Raw genomic sequence first — 13,628 nt, 5'->3', positions numbered from 1 at the left:
TGGTGATTAAATGTCAATTCAACCAAGAAAACAAAGAAAAGCTCTCTACACTGCTCCTTTACACATTCGTCGTAAAATTATGAGTGCTAATTTAAGCAAAGATTTAAGAGCAGATATTGGTAAAAGATCTTTACCAATAAGAGTTGGAGACAAAGTTCAAGTTGTTCGTGGAGACTTTAAAGGTCATGAAGGAAAAGTTGAATCTATCGATGCAAAAAAATACAAAGTTACTGTTGAAGGGGTTACTTTAAGTAAACCTGACGGAAATGCTGTATTACTTCCAATTCATCCATCCAACTTGATGATTATTGAAGCTGATTTAAAAGATGAAAGAAGAATAAATATGGAGGAATAAGATGGCAAAAATGGGATCTAGAAAGCATCTTAAAAGGTATAAAGCACCTAAAAGTTGGCCTATCCATCCAAAAGAAGATACTTGGACAGTAAAACCTGCTCCAGGGTCACATGCTATTAAAGATTCTTTACCTTTACTTGTTATTATTAGAGATATTTTAGGTCTTGCTGATAACTCTAGAGAAGCAAAAAGAATCATTAATACCGGTAATGTTTTAATTGATGGAAAAGCTAAAAAAGATTATAAATTTCCAGTAGGATTTATGGATATTTTATCTATTCCTAAAACTGAAGAAAATTACAGAATTCTTTTAGATACTAAAGGAAGATTAACTTTACACCCAATAACAGCAGAAGATGCAACTTACAAATTAGCTAAAATCGCAAATAAATCCACTATTAAAGGTGGAAAAACTCAACTAAACCTTCACGATGGTAGAAATGTTTTAGTTGATGAAGATCTATATGCAGGTCAAGATGTTGTATGTATTTCTGTACCTGAACAAGAAATTAAAGAAAACTTTAAATTTGAAGAAGGTGTAGCTGTACTTGTAACTGGTGGTAAACACACTGGTGAGCTTGGTAAGATTAAAGAGATATTTGTAGATGAATCTTCTAAGCCAAACACTGTAATTATAGAAAAAGCAAACAATGATACTTTCTTAACATTAAAAGAATATGCATTTGTTGTAGGTAATGATGAACCAGCTATTGACTTATTGGAGGTTAACCAATGAACCCAATGAATAAAGTTATTATTTCTAAAGCTACTATCAACATTGGTGTCGGTGAAGCTGGTGAAAAGTTATCTAGAGCTATGACTCTTATTGAAAATATGACTGGTCAGACTCCTGTAAAAACCTTTTCTAAAGTTACTAACCCAGAATGGGGTATTAGAAAAAGACAGCCTATTGCATGTAAAGTAACTCTCCGTGGAGAAAGAGCTGAAAATGCAATTAAAATGGTTTTAGAAGGTATTAATAATAAATTAAGACCTAGTCAATTTGATGCACAAGGTAATGTTTCTTTTGGTATTAGAGAACATATTGATATTCCAGGAATGAGATATGATCCAGATATTGGTATTTTTGGTATGAATCTTTCTATTACCTTTGAAAAACCAGGTTATAGAATTAAAAGAAGAAAAATACAAAAGAAATCTATTCCAAAAAGACACAGAATCACTCCTGAAGAAACTATGAAATTTATGGAAGAAAAATTCAATGTTACTATAGCAGAAGATGAAGAATATTAATTTAAAACTGCAAATATTAGGTATTAAATAGTAATTATTTAAATAAGATATGTTATTAAGGTGATTATGTTGCCAAGAAAATACGGAAAAGCAGCAAAAAAATGTAGCCGTTGTGGAGATCATTCTGCTATTGTAAGCAGATACGGACTCAACTTGTGTAGGCAATGTTTTAGAGAAATTGCTCCTAAAATAGGATTTAAAAAATATAATTAGAAAAGGTGACTATTATGACTCTTATGGATCCTCTTGCTGATGCTTTAACAAACATTAGAAATAACGAACGTCAAGTAAATGACCACTGTACTATTTCTCCAGCATCCAATTTAATTGGACGTGTGTTAAGCACTATGCAAAAAGAGAATTATATAGGTGAATTTGAATTTATAGATGACAATAAAGCTGGAAAGTTCGAAGTAGAATTGGAAGGTAATATTAATCAATGTGGTGTAATTAAACCTCGTCATGCTGTAAAGAAAGATGAATTTGAGAAATTCGAAAAAAGATATTTACCAGCAAAGAACTTCGGTATCTTAATCGTAACTACTCCTGAAGGTATTATGACCCACAGGGAAGCTAAAGAAAAAGGTATCGGCGGACGTTTACTGGCTTACATGTATTAGGTGATTAAATATGGTATTAGCTGCAGCTATAAGGGAAGAAATTGAAATCCCTGAAGGCGTTGAAGTTATAATTGAAGATGAAATTACTGTAAAAGGACCAAATGGTCAAACTTCTAGAAAATTTACTTACTCTAATGTAACTATTACAAAAGAAGATAATCTTCTTGTTCTTGAAACTGCTTTCCCTAAAAAGAAAGACAAATCTATGATTGGAACTACTAAAGCTCATATTAACAATATGATTACTGGTGTAACCGATGGTTTCACTTACCATATGAAAATTGTATTTGCTCACTTTCCAATGACTGTAAAAGTAGAAGCTAATAAAGTAACTATCGAAAACTTTATTGGAGAAAGACATCCTAGATCTGTAAAAATTGTTGGAGACGCTAAAGTTCAAGTTAAAGGTGATGAGGTAATTATTACCGGTGTTAATAAAGAAGATGTTGGTCAAACTATGGCTAATTTAGAACAGGCTACTAAAATTAGAGGTAAAGATCCTAGAGTATTCCAGGATGGTATCTATTTAACTAGTAGAGAATAGTTATAATGGTGATTTAAATGAGTAAAGATTTTAAAAGACAAGAATATGCTCGTTATAAAAAATTAGGAACCAAATGGAGACGTCCTAGAGGAAAAACTAGTAAAATGAGAAGATACGAAGCAGGAAAACCTGCAATGCCATCTATTGGTTATCGTACTCCTAAAGCTACTAGAGGATTACATCCTTCTGGTTACAAAGATGTTCTTGTTTTTAACATGAAAGATTTAGAAGCTATTAATGCAGAAACTGAAGCTGCAAGAATCAGTGCTTCTATTGGTAAACGTAAAAAAGAATTGATGTTATCTAAAGCATCAGAATTAGGTATAAAAGTTTTAAATAAATAAATTTATTTAAGGATTATTTATTAAGTTAATACTTATTTATTAATTTAAATTTAATTTATAAATTTAAAAATATATGTTGAAAAATGCAAATTTTTCATTGATAGATGATTAAACATGAAGTTTTTTCATTTCCTTAATTTGTTAATATTATAATTTATAAAGCTTACTTATAAGAAAATTAGGGGTGTTATATAAAGTTGGTAAAGGGATTATTGAATACGTCTTTAAGCTCATACCACAACTTATGTAACTTATTATAGATTCTCAAATTGTTAAAATATTATGAAATAAAATATCAGTTTGGAAAAAAGAATCCATTTTCTTATTAACAAGCAAAATAAACAATTAAATTAAAACTTTGATAAAATAATTAAGATTTAGTGTAGAAATGCATAAATCATTATTATGGGTTAAAATTAATTATTAAAAAGTTATTTAATTTATATTGATAAAATTGAAGGGAAACTTGAAGAAATTTTATTTCAAGTTTATCAGCTAACTAAAATGGAGGATTATTAATGAATCTTACTACACAAAAAAGATTAGCTGCTAGTATACTTAAAGTTGGAGTAAACCGTGTATGGATAGATCCTGAAAAAGTAGAAGAAGTTTCTAGAGCTATTACAAGAGAAGGTATTAAACAACTTATAAATCAAGATATTATTAAAGCTAGACCAAAAACTGGTATTAGTAGCTACAGATCTAAAAAGATTAAAGAACAAAAGAAAAAAGGTAAACGTAAAGGAAGAGGTAGTGTTAAAGGAGCTAAAAACGCTCGTACTCCTAAAAAACAAGTTTGGATGAAAACTATCCGTGCTTTAAGAACTGATTTAAAAGATATGAGAAATGCAGGTGAAATTGACCCTACTACCTACCGTAAATTATACAAAATGGCTAAAGGTGGAGCTTTCAGAAGTAAATCTTACATGAAAACTTACGCTAGAGACCATGATTTAATTAAATAGGAGGAATGGACTTGGCAAGCGGATCAAAATATAAGGTAGCTTTCAGAAGAAGAAGAGAAGGTAAAACTGATTATGCTACTAGGATGAAATTAGTTGATGTAGATAAATCCAGATTAGTTGTAAGAATTTCCAATGCTAATTGTATTGTTCAAGTAATAAATGTTGGTAAAAACGGTGATGAAACTGTTGTATCAGCTCACAGTAAAGAATTAAACAAATTAGGTTGGTTAGCAGGAAATAAAAACACTAGTGCTGTTTATTTAACTGCATACTTGTGTGGTAAAAAAGCTGTTGCAGCAGGTATTGAGTATGCTATTGCTGATATTGGTTTAAAATCTCCTATTAAGGGAGCAAAAGTATTTGCTGCTGTAAAAGGTGCTGCAGATGCTGGTTTAAATGTTCCATATGGTGAATCTATTATTCCTACTGAAGACAGAATTAGTGGTGAACACATTGCAGAATATGCAGAAAGCTTAGATGAAGAAGAACTTAGTAAAAAATTCTCTCAATACTTAGCTAAAGGTCTTCAACCTACTGATTTACCTAAACACTTTGAAGAAATTAAAAATAAAATTGACGAGGCTAAATTATGAGCTTTAATATGGATGATTGGGAACCTAAAACCAATTTAGGTAAAGAAGTGAAAGCAGGAAATATCACTGATATTGATGAAATCTTTGAAAAAGGTCTCCCTATAATGGAATTAGAAATTATTGATGCATTGCTTCCTGATTTAGAAGAAGAAGTAATGGATGTAAATTTAGTTCAAAGAATGCACAAATCTGGTAGAAAAGTAAACTTTAGAGTAATCGTTGCAGTAGGTAACAAAAATGGTTATGTAGGTTTAGGTCAAGGCAAAGCTAGAGAAGTAGGTCCTGCTATCAGAAAAGCTGTAGATAGTGCTAAATATAACATTATTAAAGTAAGAAGAGGTTGTGGAGATTGGGGCTGTGTTTGTGGAAGACAACACACTATTCCTTTCAAAGTAACTGGAAAAGCAAGTAGTGTAAATGTAACTTTAAGACCTGCTCCTGCAGGTGTAGGTTTAGCTATTGGGGATGTTGGTAAAACCATTCTCTCTCTTGCTGGTGTAAAGGATGTATGGTCTCAAGCAAGTGGACAAACCCAAACTACTGTAAACTTTGCTAATGCTGTATTTGAAGCTTTAAAAGAAGCAAGTAGGATGAAAGCTAGTGAACAAGACCTTAAAAATATGGGAGTAATCCAATAAACGGTGGTATCATGTATTTAGTAATTAGAATTAGAGGTACTACTGGTGTTATTAAAGGCATTGCTAGTACTTTAGAAATGTTAAGACTTAACAGAATTAGTCATGCTGTATTAGTTGAAGAAAACCCAAGTTATAAAGGCATGCTCCAAAAGGCAAAAGACTACATCACTTGGGGAGAAGTTGACCTTGAAACTCTCACTAAACTCATCGAAAAAAGAGGAAGATTGGTTGGTGGAGCTCGTATTGATGAAGAATACCTAGCTGAAAACACTGACTACTCTAGTTTTGAAGAATTAGCTAATGCATTACTTAACAGCGAAATCAAAGCTCAAGATATTGATATGAAACCTGTATTCCGTCTTCACCCTCCAAGAAAAGGATATAAAGGAATTAGACATTCTGTAAATGAAGGTGGATCCTTAGGTTACAGAGGGGAAGATATTAATAATCTTGCAAAAAGAATGGCTTAAGGTGGATTAATATGATAAGAAAAGGTAAAAAGATTAATAAGATGAGAGGTTCTAGATCTAACGGTGGAGGCTCTGTTAAAAGAAGAAGAGGAGCTGGTAACAAAGGTGGTAAAGGTAAAGCTGGAGCTGGAAAACACCACTGGTCTACTACTGTTATTGAAAACAAAAATTACTTCGGTAAACATGGTTTCAAAAGACCTCAAAAAACTATCCACAGATCTTTCCCTGTAAACTTAAACTTCTTAAATGATAAAGCTGAAGAGTTTGTAGAAAAAGGAATTGCTACTAAAGAAGATGATGTTATTGTTATTGATGTAACTGAATTAGGTTACAACAAAGTTTTAGCAACTGGTTCTCTTGACATTCCTTTAGTTGTTAAATCTCCTGCATTCTCTGAATCTGCTATTGAAAAAATTGAAGAAGCTGGCGGAGAAGCTGTAGAATTGTAAACCCAAGCTTTTTTGGCCTTCGGCCAAAAAACCTTGACCAAAATTTTATCACTGGTTGGGAGTATTATGCTCTTTAACTGGTTTTTTTATTTTTTCTATTTTTTAAAATTTAATTTTTAATTTTATTTTAGTAATTTTTTATTGCATTGTTTTTTATTTTTAATTTTATTTTAGTAATTGTTTTTTTTTTGTTTGCATTGTTTTTTATTTTTATAATTTTATTGAAATTTAATGTTAATCTGTAGATTTTTATATTATTTATCGAATAGTTTATATTATATAAAAATTATATTTATTATTAATCTGAAATATTATAATATTATATAATATATAATGATTATATAGCAAAAATTAGTTTTATTATTAATTGGATTTATCCTTAATATTTTGGATTTTTATAAGAAAATTTTTAAAAAAAACTTATAATAGAATTCAAAGTTCAGATATTAAATCAATATCTTATAATATTCATTATTAAAGAATATTTATTGTAGTTTAAAATCTAATTTGAATTTAGTAGATAATAATTAACGGGGAAAAAATGTTTTTAGAGAATTTTAAGCCTATATTTAAGTTACTTCCTGAGGTCAAGACTCCTATTCACAGACAAGACTTTAAGGAAAAGCTTAAATGGACGGCGATTGTTTTAGTTTTATATTATTTTTTAACTCAAATTCCGTTATATGGTTTGAGTCCAGCTGCAGTTGATCAATTTGCCCAATTAAGAGCTGTTATGGCAGGTAGTTTTGGGTCAATTCTTACTTTAGGTATAGGGCCTATTGTAACAGCATCTATTGTTTTACAACTTTTAGTTGGTGCAAAAATATTAAATTTAGACTTATCTAAACATGAACATAAAGCTATGTTTCAAAGTACTCAAAAATTATTAGCTATTATAATCACAATATTCGAAGCAGGAGTTTTAGTACTTACTGGAAGTTTAGTGCCTATTGACACTTCTTTCTATGGGATAATGATTCTCCAATTAGTTATTGGTGCAGTTTTAATACTCTACCTTGATGAAGTAGTATCTAAATGGGGATTCGGTAGTGGTGTAGGATTATTCATTGCTGCTGGTGTAGCTCAAACTATTATAGTAGGAACATTTAATTTCTTACCAGCTTCTGCAGCATCTACAACTGCTTCAGGTATTCTTCCTGCATTTATACAGTCTATTATAGGTGGAGCTCCTAATTTCTCCATATTAATTCCATTAATTGCTACTATCATTGTATTCTTAATAGCGGTATATGGTGAATGTATGAGAATAGAAATCCCTATTTCTCATGGTCAAGTAAGAGGACACGGTAGAATCAGAGGTTCTGTAGGTAAATATCCTTTAAAATTTATTTATGCAAGTAACATGCCAGTTATTTTAACAAGTGCACTTCTTGTAAACGTTTCACTTTTAGCTAGTGTATTTCAAAAGATTGGTTTTCCTATTTTTGGTGAAGTATCTGGAGGAAGAGCTATTAGTGGAATTGCATTATGGCTAACTACTCCTAATAGTTTAGGTGTATTATTTACTAATCCATTAAGAGTTTTATTCTATGCGATTGTTTTCTTAGGCTGTTGTGTACTTTTCTCATGGTTATGGGTAGAAATCAGTGGTTCATTAAATGCAAAAGAAGTTTCTAAACAACTTTATAACTCAGGTATACAAATTCCAGGTTTTAGAAGTAGTAAAAGACAACTTTATATGATTATGAAAAAGTATATTCCAGCTCTTACTATTCTAGGAGGTTTATTCGTAGGTATATTGGCATTTATTGCTGATTTAACTGGTGCTCTCGGTGGAGGTACTGGTGTATTACTTACTGTAGGTATTGTATATAAACTTTATGAAGAGATTGCCCAAGAACAGCTTATGGAAATGCATCCAATGTTAAGAAAATTCTTAGGAAATGATTAATTCTTTTGGAAATGCATCCAATGTTAAGAAAATTCTTAGGAAATGATTAATCTTTAATTTCCTTATTTTTCTTTATTTTTTGAGATTATTATTAATTAATTTAGCTTATTTATAATTAAATGTTTAATGTGGGAGGATTTAAATGAAATTGGTAGTTTTAACTGGAATTCCAGGATCTGGAAGTACAACTTTACTAAATAGTGCATTAAAAGAAGTAGATTATCTTCATTTAAACTATGGAGATATTATGACTGAAATTGCTCTTGAAAAAGGGCTTGTTGAAAATAGGGATGAGCTGAGAAAATTACCTGCTAATACTCAAAAAGAGATTCAAAAAGAAGCAGGTATTAGAATAAAAGAAAAATCTGAATCTGATAATGTTATTGTAGATACTCATTGTACTATTAGTACACCTGCGGGTTTCTTACCAGGACTTCCTAAATGGGTATTAGAAGGATTAAATCCAGATACTTTTATTTTGGTTGAAGCACATCCTGATGAAATCATGGTAAGAAGATTAAATGATGAAACCAGACAAAGAGATGCTGAAAAAGCAAAAGATATTCATTTACATCAAGAAATGAACAGGGCTGCAGCTATGGCTTATGCTACTTTAACTGGAGCAACAGTAAAAATTATCTCTAATCATGATAATCATTTACCTTCAACTGTTAGAAAAATGGTTGATTTATTAAAATAATTATTTGATATTAAAATAATTATGTGATTAATTGAAATTATTTTAAATAATTAGATTTTTCTAATTATTTAAATTTCATTATATTTTAAATTATCAATATTAAAGATTTTAAATTATTAATATTAAAGATTTTAAATTATTAATTTATAAATTTGTAAAAGAATTTATAAATTAATAGTTTATTATACTTTTTATAAAATTTATAAAAACAAAAAACTATAATTTACTATTAAAATTTATTAAACTATGTGAGGAATGAAATGGCGTATCAAGGTAGTTTTCTTTTAGGTATTTCCTGGCTTCAGCCAGTGTTTGATGCAATGAATGCTGTTCTTAATCCATTAGTTCAAATGGATCCTACCCCTAATAATCCAGTACTTACTGTATTTGTGATATCTTTGGCTATATCTATTTTAACAGTTACTGCTCAAAAATTATTAGTAGATCAGGATAAAATGAATGAAATGCAAGCTAGATCTAAAGCTTTACAAAAAGAGTTAAGAGAAGCTCAAGCTAGTGGTGACAGTAAACAAATGGCTAAAATTCAAGCTAAACAAATGGATATGATGCAGGATCAATCTGAAATAATGAAAATGTCATTTAGACCAATGATTGTTACTATGATTCCAATCCTATTGATATTTGCTTGGATGTGGCAATCTGCAATACATACTATTGTTGTTGTATTTCCTCCAGCTGTTTATTATTGTACTCTAACTCCGATTTTCCATTCATTAGGGCAAATGTTTTATGGTGGTAGCATAACTACTATTCCATATGGTGTAGGATGGTTATGGTGGTACTTTATTTGCACATTTGGAATGTCACAAATCATTAGGAAATTTATGGGATTCAAAAATGGTTTCTAGATTAATTTAAGTTATAAAAAATATCTTTTATTTAGTTATTAATTTAGTAATCGAATTAGAATTTATTTAATTAAAATAGAATTTCATTAAATTGGATTTATTTTAATGGCTATTAATTTAATTAATCGTGTAATTAATTTAATTATACTTAGTTGCTACTATTTATAAAATTTAATTGTTGAGGTATATATATAAAGTTTATATTTATTCATCAATCTAATTATTTTGGATAGTTTTTATCTAAATTATCAGATAGCTTTTATCTAAATTATCAGATAGCTTTTATCTAATATTTTAGAAATTTTATCTGAATTATTTTCTAGTTTCAATTAAAAATTTAAATTAAAATCATAATCCCAAAAGTACGATATCTGTAATACTAAATTTTAGTAAGATTTTAATGATTGGCATGTTAAGTGGGATAGCCTACTTAATTTGGGTTGTTAGAATTTGCTAAGATTTTAAAATTTAATTTCTATAATCTTAACTACTTGAAAATAAAATAAAATTTTTAATTGTATTATAGATTTTCAAGAAAAAGTATAGAAAATAGTAAAGTATATATTAGTTAAATATCATATTAAATAGTGTTAATCATTTAACTAAATGAATTTTAATTTATTTTATGATTCATTCTAATTTTATGATACTTTTTTAATGATATTTTTTAAAATGTTTTTAAATATATTCTAAAGATATTTTAATATCAATTATATATTTTATCGAATCTACAAACTTATAGACAATTTGATATTTTATTCAATATATTATTATATTAGAAAAGTTTGTAGATGTTTTTTAAAAAAACAAATTAGGTGATAACATGCCTGCAAATAGATTTAGATCAAGATCATATAAAAGAACAAATAAAAAAACTCCTGGTGGAGTTAATGTTTTAAGATATAAAAAGAAAAAACCATCTAAGCATATATGTGCTGAATGTGGTGCTGTATTACATGGTGTTCCAAGAGGACGTCCTTATGAGATTGGTAAATTAGCTAAATCTCAAAAAAGACCTAACCGTCCATTTGGTGGAAACTTATGTCCAAAATGTGCGCGTAAGCATTTTAAAAATGAGGCAAGAAAATAATGATAATAACAATCGGTGGGACAGCAGGTAGTGGTACTACAACTGTTGCAAAGGTATTATCTGAAAAATTAAATATTCCATTTGTCTCAGCAGGAGCTATCTTTAGAGAGATGGCAGCAGAGAGAGGAATGTCTCCAGTTGAATTTGGTAAATTTGCTGAAAATAATACTGACATCGATAAAGAGATTGATAATAGACAAGCTAAACTTGCGGAAGAAGCTCAAAATCTTATTATTGAAGGAAGGCTTTCTGCATATTTCATTGATGCAAATTTAAGAGTTTGCTTTAACGCTCCTTTAGAAGTAAGAGCTAAAAGGGTATGTGAAAGAGAAGATAAATCAATTGAATTTGCAAAAGAGGAAATTATTGCTCGTGAAGAAAGTGAAGCTTTAAGATATATGGATATTCATAATATAGATATAAAAAATATGGATATTTATGATTTAATTATAAATACTGATAGTTTCAATCCTGAAAGTATTGTGGAAATTATTTTAACAACATTAAAGGTGATATGATGGCAGCTATAGAAGTTGGTAGAAAATGTATTAAAACTGCTGGAAGAGAAGCAGGTAAAGAATGTGAAATTGTTGCAATTATTGATGAAAACTTCGTAGAAGTAAAAGGAGACGAAGTTAAAAACAGACGTTGTAACATTAACCATTTAGAACCTATTATGGAATAAATTTAAATTATTCCATTTAATTCTAATAGTAAGTTAATTTACATTTAACTTTTTATATATTAAAATTAAAGCACATTTTTTGTGTATTAAACTAAGAATTCATCTTATGGTGAGTTCTATTATTTTTTCTTTTTATTTTATTTAATTATTTAATTATTTTAATTAATTTTAATCAATTTTAATTAATTTTAATTAATTTTAATTAATTTTAATCAATTTTAATCAATTTTAATTAATTTTAATTAGTTTTAGTTTATTTACTTTGTTCAATTGCTATTTTTAAGATTTTACAGTTTTTATTCAATTCACTTTTTTTTTTTATTGTTTTATATTTTAATAGTTGATAATAGTTGATAATTAAATTTATTTATAATAAACATCTTAATTTATAATATAAAATTAAACTATTTTTATAAACTTTTAGCTATTGGAGATATAATATGGATGAATACTTAATTAAATCAAATGTAGAAACTAATTCTGAATATGGATCTAATCCTTATGAAAGACCTATAGAGGAACATATAGCTAAAGGTATAATCAATTTAGATAAACCATCTGGTCCTACTTCTCATGAAGTTGATTCATGGGTTAAAAGAATAGTTGGAGCTAATAAAACTGGACATGGTGGAACACTTGATCCTAAAGTAACTGGAGTGCTTCCTATTGGCATTGATAATGCTACAAGAGTTAGCCAACTTCTCCTTCCAGCTGGTAAGGAATATGTATGTCTTATGACATTACACAAAGATATTGGAGAAGATCAAGTAAAACAAATCTTCGATGAATTTACTGGTAGGATATACCAAACACCTCCAGTTAAATCAGCTGTCAAACGTGAATTAAGGGTAAGAAATATTTATTACTCTACCATTTATGAAATAGAGGGAAAAGATGTTTTATTTAGAATAGCTTGTGAAGCAGGAACCTATGTTAGAACATATTGTCATGATATCGGTGAAGCTTTAGGCTGTGGAGCTCATATGGCGGAGCTTAGAAGAACCAGAGTAGGTCCCTTTGATGAGAGAAATGATAATCTTGTAAGTCTGCATGATTTAACAGATGCTTATCATTTTTATATTGAAGATGGTGATGAATCATATATAAGAAAAGCTATTCAACCAATGGAAGTAGCTAGTTCGCATCTTCCACAGATTTTTATTAAAGATTCAGCTGTTGAAGCTATTTGCCATGGTGCAAAGCTTGGAGCAGGAGGAATCGCTAAATTATCTAAAGATATTCAAAAAGGCAACCTTGTTGCTATTAAGTCTTTAAAAGGAGAATTGGTAGCTGCAGGTACTTCATTATTTTCATCTCAAGAGATAATAAATGCAGATTCTGGTTTAGTGGTTGATACAAATAAGGTCTTTATGGATACTGGTATCTATCCAAAAGGTTGGTAGAGAAGATTTGACATTTGGTCAAAAACCTTGAATGAAATCTCTTCTAGATAGTTAAAAAATTATTATTATTATTATTATTAATATCAATAGTAATAATTTGAGTTGAATTTAATTAAAAGATTGGTGATATTATGGAAAACAAAGATAAAGTAATTGAAGCATTTAAAAACTCTGAAGAAGCTTTAAACGCTAAAAAAGTAAGTGAACTTTCAGGTGTAGAAAAGAAAGAAGTCGATAAAATTATGAAAGAATTAAAAAAAGATGAAACTATTGTCTCTCCAAAAAGATGTTATTGGACTCTTGCAGAAAAATAATATTCTAAAATTTTCATTTATTAATTTCTATTTTTCTATTTTTAGGATTATTATTTTTTTATAATTTAATTTATTATATTTTTTCTGTTTTTCTATTTTTAGGATTATTATTTTTTTATAATTTAATTTAGGGTCCTAGATTTTTTCTAAAAATTAGAGCATTTTTTGTTCTTATTTTCTATGTTTTCAATACTCTATGATTTTACATAGTAAAAATACAAATTTTATGAACGTTATTAACGTAAAAAGTGCCTTTACAATCGTTAAATTTAAATACTATGTTAAACATATATTTATTTAGTGAATTAACATGAAACATAGTATTAAATTTGATAATAAAGACACTAAATATATTATATTGGTTAAAGCATTTAAATTTATCGACTTGTGAAAAATCTAAAAAAATTTACGCAAGTTATGGGA

20 protein-coding genes are annotated in these 13,628 nt (G+C 28.6%); all 20 read left to right on the top strand.

Annotated elements, in window-relative coordinates; translation table 11 throughout:
• Positions 1-10 precede the first annotated feature (10 nt).
• The gene (gene rplX / locus BM020_RS06755; RefSeq protein WP_067145891.1) at positions 11-355 is read left to right on the top strand and encodes a 50S ribosomal protein L24; all 345 of its coding nucleotides are present in this window, start codon (positions 11-13) and stop codon (positions 353-355) included.
• A 1-nt stretch (position 356) separates the two neighbouring features.
• Entirely contained in the window at positions 357-1,091 is a 735-nt protein-coding gene (locus BM020_RS06750) for a 30S ribosomal protein S4e (RefSeq protein WP_067145893.1), read from the top strand.
• The gene (locus BM020_RS06745) at positions 1,088-1,609 is read left to right on the top strand and encodes a 50S ribosomal protein L5 (RefSeq protein WP_067145895.1); all 522 of its coding nucleotides are present in this window, start codon (positions 1,088-1,090) and stop codon (positions 1,607-1,609) included. Before BM020_RS06750 ends, BM020_RS06745 begins: the two co-directional genes overlap by 4 nt.
• A 60-nt stretch (positions 1,610-1,669) precedes the next feature.
• Complete coding sequence (locus BM020_RS06740) at positions 1,670-1,822, top strand: 30S ribosomal protein S14 (RefSeq protein WP_200781254.1); 153 nt, start codon at positions 1,670-1,672, stop codon at positions 1,820-1,822.
• A 14-nt stretch (positions 1,823-1,836) separates the two neighbouring features.
• Entirely contained in the window at positions 1,837-2,229 is a 393-nt protein-coding gene (locus BM020_RS06735) for a 30S ribosomal protein S8 (RefSeq protein ID WP_067145898.1), read from the top strand.
• Between the two features lie 10 nt (positions 2,230-2,239).
• Positions 2,240-2,773, top strand: a complete 534-nt coding sequence (locus BM020_RS06730; protein ID WP_067145900.1) for a 50S ribosomal protein L6 — start codon at positions 2,240-2,242, stop codon at positions 2,771-2,773.
• 17 nt (positions 2,774-2,790) lie between these two features.
• Entirely contained in the window at positions 2,791-3,117 is a 327-nt protein-coding gene (locus BM020_RS06725) for a 50S ribosomal protein L32e (protein WP_067145902.1), read from the top strand.
• A gap of 518 nt (positions 3,118-3,635) precedes the next feature.
• Positions 3,636-4,082: a 50S ribosomal protein L19e gene (locus BM020_RS06720; RefSeq protein ID WP_067145904.1), complete on the top strand. Its 447-nt coding sequence runs from the start codon at positions 3,636-3,638 to the stop codon at positions 4,080-4,082.
• 11 nt (positions 4,083-4,093) lie between these two features.
• The gene (locus tag BM020_RS06715) at positions 4,094-4,675 is read left to right on the top strand and encodes a 50S ribosomal protein L18 (protein WP_067145907.1); all 582 of its coding nucleotides are present in this window, start codon (positions 4,094-4,096) and stop codon (positions 4,673-4,675) included.
• A complete protein-coding gene (gene rpsE, locus BM020_RS06710; RefSeq protein ID WP_067145909.1) occupies positions 4,672-5,313 on the top strand; it encodes a 30S ribosomal protein S5 in 642 nt (213 codons plus the stop codon). Before BM020_RS06715 ends, rpsE begins: the two co-directional genes overlap by 4 nt.
• 11 nt (positions 5,314-5,324) lie before the next feature.
• Positions 5,325-5,783, top strand: coding sequence for a 50S ribosomal protein L30 (locus BM020_RS06705; protein WP_067145910.1), 459 nt, complete (start codon positions 5,325-5,327; stop codon positions 5,781-5,783).
• Positions 5,784-5,794: 11 nt separating this feature from the next.
• A complete protein-coding gene (locus tag BM020_RS06700) occupies positions 5,795-6,232 on the top strand; it encodes an uL15m family ribosomal protein (protein WP_067145912.1) in 438 nt (145 codons plus the stop codon).
• A 541-nt stretch (positions 6,233-6,773) separates the two neighbouring features.
• Positions 6,774-8,144 carry a preprotein translocase subunit SecY gene (secY, locus tag BM020_RS06695; protein ID WP_067145914.1) on the top strand — a complete coding sequence of 457 codons (1,371 nt, stop codon included), beginning with the start codon at positions 6,774-6,776 and terminating at the stop codon, positions 8,142-8,144.
• 142 nt (positions 8,145-8,286) lie between these two features.
• Positions 8,287-8,844: an adenylate kinase gene (locus tag BM020_RS06690; RefSeq protein ID WP_067145916.1), complete on the top strand. Its 558-nt coding sequence runs from the start codon at positions 8,287-8,289 to the stop codon at positions 8,842-8,844.
• A gap of 260 nt (positions 8,845-9,104) precedes the next feature.
• Positions 9,105-9,713, top strand: a complete 609-nt coding sequence (locus tag BM020_RS06685; protein ID WP_067145918.1) for a DUF106 domain-containing protein — start codon at positions 9,105-9,107, stop codon at positions 9,711-9,713.
• A gap of 823 nt (positions 9,714-10,536) precedes the next feature.
• Positions 10,537-10,803 carry a 50S ribosomal protein L34e gene (locus BM020_RS06680; protein WP_067145920.1) on the top strand — a complete coding sequence of 89 codons (267 nt, stop codon included), beginning with the start codon at positions 10,537-10,539 and terminating at the stop codon, positions 10,801-10,803.
• A complete protein-coding gene (cmk, locus tag BM020_RS06675) occupies positions 10,803-11,321 on the top strand; it encodes a (d)CMP kinase (RefSeq protein WP_067145923.1) in 519 nt (172 codons plus the stop codon). Before BM020_RS06680 ends, cmk begins: the two co-directional genes overlap by 1 nt.
• Positions 11,321-11,488 (top strand): 50S ribosomal protein L14e, encoded by a 168-nt coding sequence (locus BM020_RS06670; RefSeq protein WP_012955682.1) that lies wholly within the window; start codon positions 11,321-11,323, stop codon positions 11,486-11,488. Before cmk ends, BM020_RS06670 begins: the two co-directional genes overlap by 1 nt.
• Before the next feature lie 440 nt (positions 11,489-11,928).
• Complete coding sequence (locus BM020_RS06665; RefSeq protein ID WP_074798661.1) at positions 11,929-12,891, top strand: RNA-guided pseudouridylation complex pseudouridine synthase subunit Cbf5; 963 nt, start codon at positions 11,929-11,931, stop codon at positions 12,889-12,891.
• 131 nt (positions 12,892-13,022) lie between these two features.
• Complete coding sequence (locus tag BM020_RS06660) at positions 13,023-13,205, top strand: MarR family transcriptional regulator (RefSeq protein WP_067145927.1); 183 nt, start codon at positions 13,023-13,025, stop codon at positions 13,203-13,205.
• The last annotated feature ends 423 nt before the right edge of the window (positions 13,206-13,628 follow it).

Source organism: Methanobrevibacter olleyae (assembly GCF_900114585.1).
Lineage (GTDB): Archaea > Methanobacteriota > Methanobacteria > Methanobacteriales > Methanobacteriaceae > Methanobrevibacter > Methanobrevibacter olleyae.
The sequence above is the reverse complement of the archived record's forward strand: the minus strand, read 5'-3'. Positions and strand labels throughout refer to the sequence as shown.